The organism is Desulfobaculum sp. (assembly GCF_054921475.1).
In genome coordinates this window covers 1-8676 of sequence record NZ_JBUDSW010000157.1, presented here as the reverse complement: position 1 = coordinate 8676, position 8676 = coordinate 1, and the positions used below count along the sequence as shown (strand labels likewise).

Annotated in this window: 7 protein-coding genes; 3 read left to right on the top strand and 4 right to left on the bottom strand. The window is 61.1% G+C overall.

Going from position 1 to position 8676, the window contains the following annotated elements:
- Positions 1-567: hydantoinase B/oxoprolinase family protein (locus ACY69P_RS10895; RefSeq protein WP_462327486.1), on the bottom strand; the 567-nt coding region annotated here is incomplete at its 3' end.
- 71 nt (positions 568-638) lie between these two features.
- Positions 639-2627: a hydantoinase/oxoprolinase family protein gene (locus tag ACY69P_RS10890; protein ID WP_462327483.1), complete on the bottom strand. Its 1989-nt coding sequence runs from the start codon at positions 2625-2627 to the stop codon at positions 639-641.
- A gap of 473 nt (positions 2628-3100) precedes the next feature.
- Between ACY69P_RS10890 and ACY69P_RS10885 the strand changes: the two genes are divergently transcribed.
- Genes ACY69P_RS10885 through ACY69P_RS10875 form a run of 3 tightly spaced genes read left to right on the top strand, consistent with a single transcriptional unit; the run spans position 3101 to position 5890 of the window.
- Entirely contained in the window at positions 3101-4072 is a 972-nt protein-coding gene (locus ACY69P_RS10885) for a TRAP transporter substrate-binding protein (RefSeq protein ID WP_462327482.1), read from the top strand.
- Positions 4073-4082: 10 nt separating this feature from the next.
- Positions 4083-4562, top strand: coding sequence for a TRAP transporter small permease subunit (locus ACY69P_RS10880; protein ID WP_404845305.1), 480 nt, complete (start codon positions 4083-4085; stop codon positions 4560-4562).
- Positions 4559-5890 carry a TRAP transporter large permease gene (locus ACY69P_RS10875; RefSeq protein ID WP_462327485.1) on the top strand — a complete coding sequence of 444 codons (1332 nt, stop codon included), beginning with the start codon at positions 4559-4561 and terminating at the stop codon, positions 5888-5890. Before ACY69P_RS10880 ends, ACY69P_RS10875 begins: the two co-directional genes overlap by 4 nt.
- An 81-nt stretch (positions 5891-5971) precedes the next feature.
- On the opposite strand, the gene ACY69P_RS10870 is transcribed toward ACY69P_RS10875, so the two are convergent.
- Positions 5972-7468: a sensor domain-containing diguanylate cyclase gene (locus ACY69P_RS10870; protein WP_462327484.1), complete on the bottom strand. Its 1497-nt coding sequence runs from the start codon at positions 7466-7468 to the stop codon at positions 5972-5974.
- Positions 7469-7704: 236 nt separating this feature from the next.
- Positions 7705-8394 carry a DUF554 domain-containing protein gene (locus ACY69P_RS10865; protein ID WP_462327481.1) on the bottom strand — a complete coding sequence of 230 codons (690 nt, stop codon included), beginning with the start codon at positions 8392-8394 and terminating at the stop codon, positions 7705-7707.
- Positions 8395-8676: the final 282 nt, after the last annotated feature.

Genomic DNA, 8676 nt, shown 5'->3' with positions numbered 1-8676 from the left:
CAGAATCTGCGCGGAGAAATCGCCCTCGCGCTCGGCGGGGGTGCGTACGTTGTTGAGGATGAGGCGCATCAGGCTGGTGTCTATCTCACCGCCGCGCACAATGCGCACGGGCGGGATGATGATGCCTTCCTGATGGATGGAGGTGGACAGGGGCATGGAGCCGGAGGCCATGCCGCCAACGTCGGCGTGGTGGGCGCGGTTGGCCACATAGAACACGGGCGCGTCCTGCCCCGGGGCAAACACCGGGGCCACGATGGTGATGTCCGGCAGGTGGGTGCCGCCCTTGAAGGGATCATTCACCATCACCATGTCGCCGGGGGCAAGGTCGCCGTGCTCAATGGCGGCCTTGACGGACATGGGCATGGACCCAAGGTGCACGGGAATATGCGCGGCCTGCGCAATCATGTCGCCCGCGGCGTCGAACACGGCGCAGGAGAGGTCGCGCCGCTCCTTGATGTTGGGCGAAAAGGCCGTGCGGGTGAGGGTGACGCCCATTTCTTCTGCGATGGACGAGAACCGGTTCTTGAACACTTCCAGCAGGATGGGGTTTACGGTGGGCTGGTTCATGGGGGCCTCATGTTCGGGGCGGACGCTGTGTGGTCCGGTGGTGTGCGTCTGGCGCGTGGTGGTGGTCTGCATCAGCGTGCCTTAATGTCCATGATGATGTTGCCGAAGGCGTCAACCCGCGCCGTGGCGAAGGGGGGCACCGTCACGGTGGAGCTGTATTCGATCAGAATGGCCGGGCCGGGAACGACGTTGCCGGGCAGCAGCTCCCCGCGCGAAATGATGCGGGTCTCGTGGATTTTGCCGTCAAAGACCACGGGCTGCACGCCTTTGATGGCGGCCTCTGGCACTTGCTCCGTCAGCGTCTGCGCCGGGGTGAGCTCCGGCTTGGCGGCGCGGCCTCTGGCGCGCAGGCGGATGTTGACGATTTCCACAGGGCGGCCGGGGTTCCGGTAGCCGTAGCTGCGCTCGTGCAGTGCCTCAAAGGCGTCTACGACGTCGCCCTCCATGGGCACCATGATTTCAAAGGACTGTCCGGCGTAGCGCATATCAAGGAAACGCTCGAACACGATGGCCTCGTCGGCGAAGCCCTCACCGCGCAGTTCCGTCAGGCCTTGGTCCTCCAGCGGGGCAAAGCTGCGGCGCAGGTCGTCTGTGGTGACGTCCTGCGCGGTCTGCATGATGGTTTGGCTGTAGTCCTTGATGACGTCGGCCATGAGCATGCCCACGGCGGAGAGGATGCCCGCATTCACGGGGACGAAGACGCGGGGCATATTCAGCAGGCGCGCAAGGAAGGCGCAGTGCATGCCGCCCGCGCCGCCAAAGGAGAACAGCGTAAACTCGCGCGGGTCAAAGCCGCGTTCCACGGAGATGACGCGGATGGCGCGCTCCATGTTGGCATTGGCGACATCAAGGATGCCCTCGGCAAGTTCCTGCGGGCTGAGGCCCGCCGCCTGCGCCATGGTCTCCATGGCGGAATTCAGGCGCTCCGTCTCAAGGCGCATTTCGCCGCCGAGAAAGTGGTCCGGAACAAGGCGGCCAAGGTAGAGGTTGGCGTCCGTCACCGTTATGCGCGTCCCTTTGCCGTAGCAGATGGGACCGGGGTCCGCGCCAGCGCTTTCGGGACCGACAGCAAGGCTGCCGCCTTCGTCCAGCGAGGCAATGGAGCCGCCGCCCGCGCCCACGGTGTGGATGTCGATCATGGGCACCTTCACCGGGTAGCCGGAGATGGCGGACTCCATGGTCAGGGGCAGGTCGGCGTCCAGCAGGGCCACGTCCGACGAGGTGCCGCCCATGTCAAATGTAATAAGCTGGTCGTAGCCTGCGGCCTTGCCAATGCTCATGGCGCCCACTGCGCCGCCCGCAGGGCCGGAAAGGATGGTGCGGACGGATTCGCTCATGGCCGTATCTACGGAGATGGACCCGCCGTTGGACTGCATGACGCGCAGGGGATTGTCGCCCACGGCGGTTTTCAGGTCCGTGAGGTAGGCGCTCATCTTGGGTGAGACGTAGGCGTTGACCACCGTGGTGGAGGTCCGCTCGAACTCGCGGAATTCCGAAAGGATTTCGTGCGAGGCCGACACCGGGATGTTCAGTTCGGCCAGCATGTCGCGCATGGCGCGCTCGTGCGAGGGCTCCAGAAAGGAAAAGAGAAAGCACAGGGCTACGCTTTCGGCCCCTGTTTTGCGGATGGCCTCAACAGCGGCGCGGGCCGATGCCTCGTCAAAGGGGGCGACTTCCTCGCCGCCCTGCCCAATGCGGCCGCCTACGCCAAAGCGCAGGTCCGCCGGGACGATATGCGGCTGGCGTCTGTAGCCAAGGTCGTAGAGGCCCGCGCGGTTTTGGCGGCCAATTTCCACAACGTCCGTGAAGCCTTCGGTACTGATGAGGGCGGTTTTGACGCCCTTGCGCTCAAGGATGGCGTTGGTGGCCACAGTTGAGCCGTGAACAATGTTCATGGAGGCGGGGGGGATATCGCCGCCGCATATATGCCGGATACCTTCAATGACGGCCTTGGACGGGTTGTCCGGTGTGGACAGGCGCTTGTGGACGCCCCAATTGTCCCCGTCCCTGTAGATAAAATCCGTGAAGGTGCCGCCAGTATCGACGCCGAGAATGAGCATGAGTCCTCCAATTTTCCAACTTTGGCAAAGTGGCGACCAAAACGCCGCGGTATGCCGTCCTGCCCAGTGAGCAAAATGTATTCCATGCGGGCATCAGCGGGAAAATGCCGTCTTTTGGGTGGAATATAGGGCCTTCGCGCAGAATTTGTAAAATTGCGAATGCCTGTTGACTATTGGATGAAAAACACAATAATGTCAAAGCGAAAGCTGCAATTGGCAATATTGTGAAAATTTGGCTGATCGGTGGCGGCAGGTGGAACGTGTGGAAAACCGCATGGTTTCTTGCCCCGGAGCAAAGTGGAGTGGGCTGGTGCAACATGGCATGCACATTGCTCAGTCAGGAGTGTGGCCGAGGTTTCTCGGTCGACGTATCGCAACACTCCCTTTGACCGGGTTTCAGGGGGCCAACGCGTCTCCCCACGCTTCGCGCCCCCTGTCCGGTCCCCCCTCACAGTCACCTCAAGGAGGCCCACATGCTCAAGCGAATTCTGCTTGTCCTTTGTCTGCTGCTCATCGCGGCCCCCGCCAGCGCCGCCACGGTGCGCATGAACTGCAACGCTATCTATGGTCCCAGTAATTTCCATACGAAGGGTGCGGTCAGCTTTGCCGAAAAGGCTAAAAAGTACACGGACGGAGCGGTCGTCATCGAGGTGCACCCCGGCGGAAGCCTTGGCTTCAAGGGGCCGGAACTGCTCAAGGCCGTCAAGGACGGCACCCTGCCCATGTCCGACATCCTCATGGGTGTTGTGGCCGGCAGCGACGAGGTCTTTGGTCTGTCCACCATCCCGCTGATTGTGGACTCCTACGACGAAGCCATGCGTTACTACGAGGCATGCCGCCCCCAGTATGAAAAGGCCTGCCGCAAATGGAACCAGAAGCTCCTCTACGCCGCCCCGTGGCCCCGCAGTGGCCTGTACACCAAAGGCCCCTTTGAAAAGTTGGCCGACATCGAAGGCCTGAAAATCCGCACCTATGACAAAAACGGCGCGGACTTCCTTAAGCGTGCCGGCGCCAGCCCGCAGTCCCTGCCGTGGGGCGAGGTGTATTCCGCGCTGTCCACCGGCCTTATCGATTCTGTCCTGACGTCGTCCGTGTCCGGCGTGGACGGCAAGTTCTGGGAAGTGCTGAACCACTTCACCAAGGTGAACTACGCCTATCCGCTGAACATGCTGACCATTAATATGGACTACTGGAACGCCCTTGATGCAGGCCAGCAGAAGGCCCTGATGCGCGCCGCGAAGGAAGTGCAGAAGGAGCAGTGGGCGGCCTCGCGCAAGGCTGTTGAGGACTCGCTGAAGATTCTGGCCGAGAACGGCATCGTCATCACCGAGATGACGCCCGAAGTGGCCGCAGGTCTCAAGGCCGTTGCCGCCGACATGCTCAAGGAATTCAAAAAAGACGCCCGCAGCGGTTCGCTGAAGGCGTTGTCCGCCTACGGCAAGTAAGAAGGACGCTATGTCTCGATTGATTGCCGCGCTGGAGCGCCTCTCCGTGGGAGGGGCGCTTCTGTCCGCAGTATTTATGGGCCTGACGGTCCTGCTTATTGTGGTGGAGATTCTGCTCCGCGCCACCAGCGGAGCGTCCACCTTCGTCGCCAGCGAGTACAGTGGGTACTTTCTGGTGGCCATTGTGGTCTTTGGGCTGGGCTTCACCCTGAAGGAGGAAGCCCATATCCGCATTACTCTGCTGCATTCCCGCCTTTCCGCGCGGTGGCGCAAGGTGGTGGATGTGGTGGTGGCCCTGACCTCCATGGCCCTGACCATGTATATCCTCGTCTACTCCGTTCAGCTCGTCTACGAGACGTATTCCCTTGAAATGACGGCAGACACCATTTCCGAGACGCCGCTGTGGATTCCGCAGTGCGCCATTCCCTTGGGGTTGGCGGTCTTTTTGCTGCAATTTGTGGCGTTCATCGCCGGGAGGGTGCGAAAATAATTTCCGATCCGCTTCTTCTGGCCGTGGCCGTTATGGCCGTGATGATGATTCTGCTCCTGTCCAGCAAATGGATTGGGTTTTCGCTGTTCGCCTCGGGTGTTGCGGGGATGCTGCTCTTTGAGGTGCATCTGCCGCCCACCATTTCCATATGGGACAAAATAGGCGACCTGCTCGCCAACTCCGTGTGGAATTCCCTGAACTCGTGGGCGCTGACGGCGCTTCCCCTGTTTATCCTGATGGGCGAGATTCTCTACAGAACGGCCATCTCCACGCGCCTGCTCAATGGTCTTGTCCCGTGGTTGTCCGGGGTGCCCGGACGTTTGTATCACATTAACGTGGTGGCGTGCTCGCTGTTTGCGGCTGTCTCTGGCTCCAGCGCGGCAACCACCGCCACTGTCGGCAAAATCACCCTCAGCGAACTCACGCGCCGGGGCTACCGCAAAAGCCTCGCCATCGGCTCCCTTGCCGGGGCCGGGACGCTGGGCTTCCTCATTCCGCCAAGCCTCATCATGATTATCTACGGCGTGCTGTCGGATACATCCATCGGCAAGCTGTTCATTGCCGGGGTTATTCCCGGGCTGGTACTGGCGACCATGTATTCCGTCTACATTGTGGCGCGCGCCAAGATGGATCCGGACGCCATCCCCGGCGAGGATGAAACGTACACATGGGCGGACCGCTTTGCGGCCCTGCGCGACCTTGTCCCCGTGTTTGGCCTTATTGTACTGGTCCTTGGCGGCATCTATGTCGGGCTGACCACGCCCACCGAGGCTGCGGCCATCGGCGTGGTGGGCGCGCTGGGACTTGCGCTGTATTTCCGCAACCTGACGTGGACGAACTTGCAGCAGGCTCTGCTGTCCGCCGTGAAGACCAGCGGCATGATTTGCTTCATCATCGCTGGCGCGGCGTTTTTGTCGCAGGTGGTGGGCTTTGTGGGCATTGCCCGCGCCATCAGCACCAGCATTGCGGAACTGAATCTGTCCCCGTATACGCTGATATTGGTGCTGGGGCTGATGTATCTGTTCCTCGGCATGATTTTGGACGGCATTTCCATCGTTGTCATGACGCTGCCCATCGTGCTGCCCATTGTGCAGAGCGCCGGGTTCGAGGCGCTGTGGTTCGGCATCTTCGTGGTGTTTATGGTGGAGCTGTCGCAGATTACGCCCCCGGTGGGCTTTTCCATCTTTGTCATTCAGCACATCGCCAAGGAGGACGTGAGGACAATCCTCAAGGCGACGTTCCCGTTCTTCTGCATCATGGTCATTATGGTGATGCTGGTGACGGTGTTCCCGGACATTGTCTTCTTCCTGCCGCGGCAGATGATGTAGCCGTCTGGCCGGAATGTGCCCAAAACAAAGCCCCCGCGTCCGTTTGTGATGCGGGGGCTTTTTGGTGGGAGTGTGGCGGGGCTAGTCTGCTGTGGCGATGGTGTTCCCGCCGCGCTTTTTGGCGCTGAGCATGGCCGCGTGGGCACGGTCCAGAAGGGCCTGCGCTGTAGAGTCCTCATCGGCAAGCTCGGCCACGCCTATGCTTATGGTGGCGTCAATCTCCACCCCCGCGCACTTGAACGGCGTGGCCTCCGTGCGCTCGCGGTGTTGCTCCGCCGAGGCGTACGCGCCATCAAGGGGTGTGCCGGGGAGCAGGATGCCGAACTCGTTGCCGCTGAGGCGGGCTACGGTGTCGGTCTTGCGGCTGTTGCGGGCGATGGACGAGGCCAGTTGCTTGAGCAGCGCGTCCCCCGTGCCATGCCCGTGCTCGGTATTGACCTTCGAGAAGGCGTCAATGTCAAAAATGATGCACGACAGCGGCGTCCCGTAGCGCACGGCGCGGTTGTATTCGCGCTGGGAAAAGTCCATGAATGTTGGCCGGTTGTAGACGAAGGTGAGTTGGTCCTTGGTGCTCATGTCCGACAGCGATCCGGCGCAGCGGGCAAAGACGGCGGCGCTACGTACGTGCCAAATGCACGAGGTCAGCACAAGGAGCGCCGCGCAGATGCCAAGGATGATGTAGGGCCTGAGCGATATAAACCACGGGGCGTCCACGCTGGATGTTGGCTGAACGGCAAAGGCAACCAGCGGCGCGTCGCGCAGTTCGGTGACGGCTACGAACCGGTCATTGCCGTCCAGCGGCGATTCCACAACAAAGGGCGATTCCGGGATTCTGTGGTGGACGGTGATGTTTTGGTGCTCCAGCAGCATGCTGGTGCTGGCCTGGGTCTCGGGCAGAGTGAAGACGGTTTTGCCGTCCTGCCCCAGTATGCCGATGCTTTGTCCATCCGGAATGGCCATGTCGGCAAAGGTGTCCTCCAGCGCCTTGATGGAGACGATGGCAACAATGATGTTTTCAATATTGCCGCCCGGGGCGCGCACGGCGATGCTCGTTCCGATGAAGCGGCGGCCGCTGACGCGGGACTTCAGCGGGGTGCCGACAAAAAGCCCCTTGTGCCCATGGGTCAGGTGCGCGGAGGCATAGTCGCGGTCCTGCACGTAGGGCGGGGAGCCGGTCTGCGTCCAGTGGGTGATGTGTCCGCGTTTGTCGAGGACCATCATGTCCAGCAGGTAGGGCAGGTTCTCCTTGCGCCGTTTCAGGAGCGAGATGATTTCCTGCCGGGTGGCGTTTCCGTCGTTTTCCAGCGCGCTGATGGTGTCGCGCACGCCAATAAGGACCTGCCTCGTACTGAGAAAGGCTCGGTTTGTTTCAATGGCGACAACGTGCGAGCGGTGGGCAAGGCGGGCAAGGGTGGAGTCGACAAGGTGCTGCTTTTCAGCGTTGGCCGCGTAGGCAAGGATGAGGGCCAAAAGCAGAAAAATGGCGGCGGAGAGGAGAAGCGCACACACAATGGAGCGCTGCGACGTTGCAGACGCATGCGGCTGTGCGGCAGGAGCATCGTGTGGGGCTTGTTCCATCACGTCTTCGTCCACCGTGCAAGGAGTTGACCGATATGTCAGAGACCCTCAGTTGTCCTTGTATTGTATGGATGGACAGGGAAACTGTAAACCTTAGTCCACGCGGGACAGCACGCAGGTGCTAACCTGCTCCATTTCTTCAGGAAAGGGTGCGCCGGCGGCGCTTCCAAGCGCGCCGGGGGAAGCCTCGGCGTCCTCTCTGGACGTTTTGGGGGCGCGTGTGGAACGAGCGGGCGCTATCCACCGAAGAGGACGGTCAGTATCACCACAAGCACCAGCGACGGCAGAAGGTTTGAGAGGCGGATGCGCTTGATGTCCAGCACGGTGAGGCCGATGCCAAGAATGAGAATGCCGCCGGTGGCCGTCAATTGCGTGATGATGGGGTCCGAGAACCAGCCCTGGAGCGCGCTGGCGAGCAGGGTCAGCCCGTACTGAAAGATGAACAGTGGAATCACCGAGAACAAGACGCCAACGCCAAAGGTGGCGGCAAGGACGATGGCGGCGAAGCCGTCGAGCATGGATTTGGTCAGCAGCAGGGTGGGGTCGCCGCGCAGTCCCTCGTCAAATGCGCCGATGATGGTCATGGACCCGACGCAAAACAGCAGAAACGCGGTGATGAGGCCGTCAATGAACAGGTCGTTCTTGGAGCCGACGCGTTTTTTAATTGCGCCGCCGAAGTTTTCGAAGAGGGTTTCCAACTTGCACAGCTCGCCAATGATGCCGCCAATGACAAGGCTGAAGATAATGGGGAGTGGATTCGTCATCTTGAGGGCCATGCTCATGCCAAGGACCAACGTGAAGAGTCCGAGGCCTTGAAAGACGATGCTGCGGATATTCTCCGGCATGCGTGTGCTGATGATGAGGCCGGTAATGCCGCCTGCAAGGACTGCTGCAACGTTGATGAGAGTGCCTGTTGGAATGATCATGGGGCTCTGTTGTAGTGGAAAATAAGAGAGGATACAAGAACGAAATCGGCGTGCCGCAGTGGTTGGTGTCGAAGACTGCGGCGCGTTGCCTCTGCGCCGCGCAGGTTGTCCGTTCTTGCGCGGGGCGGCAGGAAAACGCTGTTTTTGGCGGGGCGAAGGGCACCGGGCGCGGCAGTAGGGCGCATGGCCAAGGGAGGCATGCGGGAAGAGCCGCGAGGCTGGGCGCTCATGACGAATTGGCTTGACGAAAAAGCAAGGGCTTCATAGTGAACCCCGGGGGGT

Coding starts and splice junctions, on each gene's coding strand:
- ACY69P_RS10865 (WP_462327481.1), bottom strand. CDS start 8,394: ATGATCATTCCAACAGGCACTCTCATCAACGTTGCAGCAGTCCTTGCA.
- ACY69P_RS10880 (WP_404845305.1), top strand. CDS start 4,083: ATGTCTCGATTGATTGCCGCGCTGGAGCGCCTCTCCGTGGGAGGGGCG.
- ACY69P_RS10885 (WP_462327482.1), top strand. CDS start 3,101: ATGCTCAAGCGAATTCTGCTTGTCCTTTGTCTGCTGCTCATCGCGGCC.
- ACY69P_RS10890 (WP_462327483.1), bottom strand. CDS start 2,627: ATGCTCATTCTCGGCGTCGATACTGGCGGCACCTTCACGGATTTTATC.
- ACY69P_RS10870 (WP_462327484.1), bottom strand. CDS start 7,468: ATGGAACAAGCCCCACACGATGCTCCTGCCGCACAGCCGCATGCGTCT.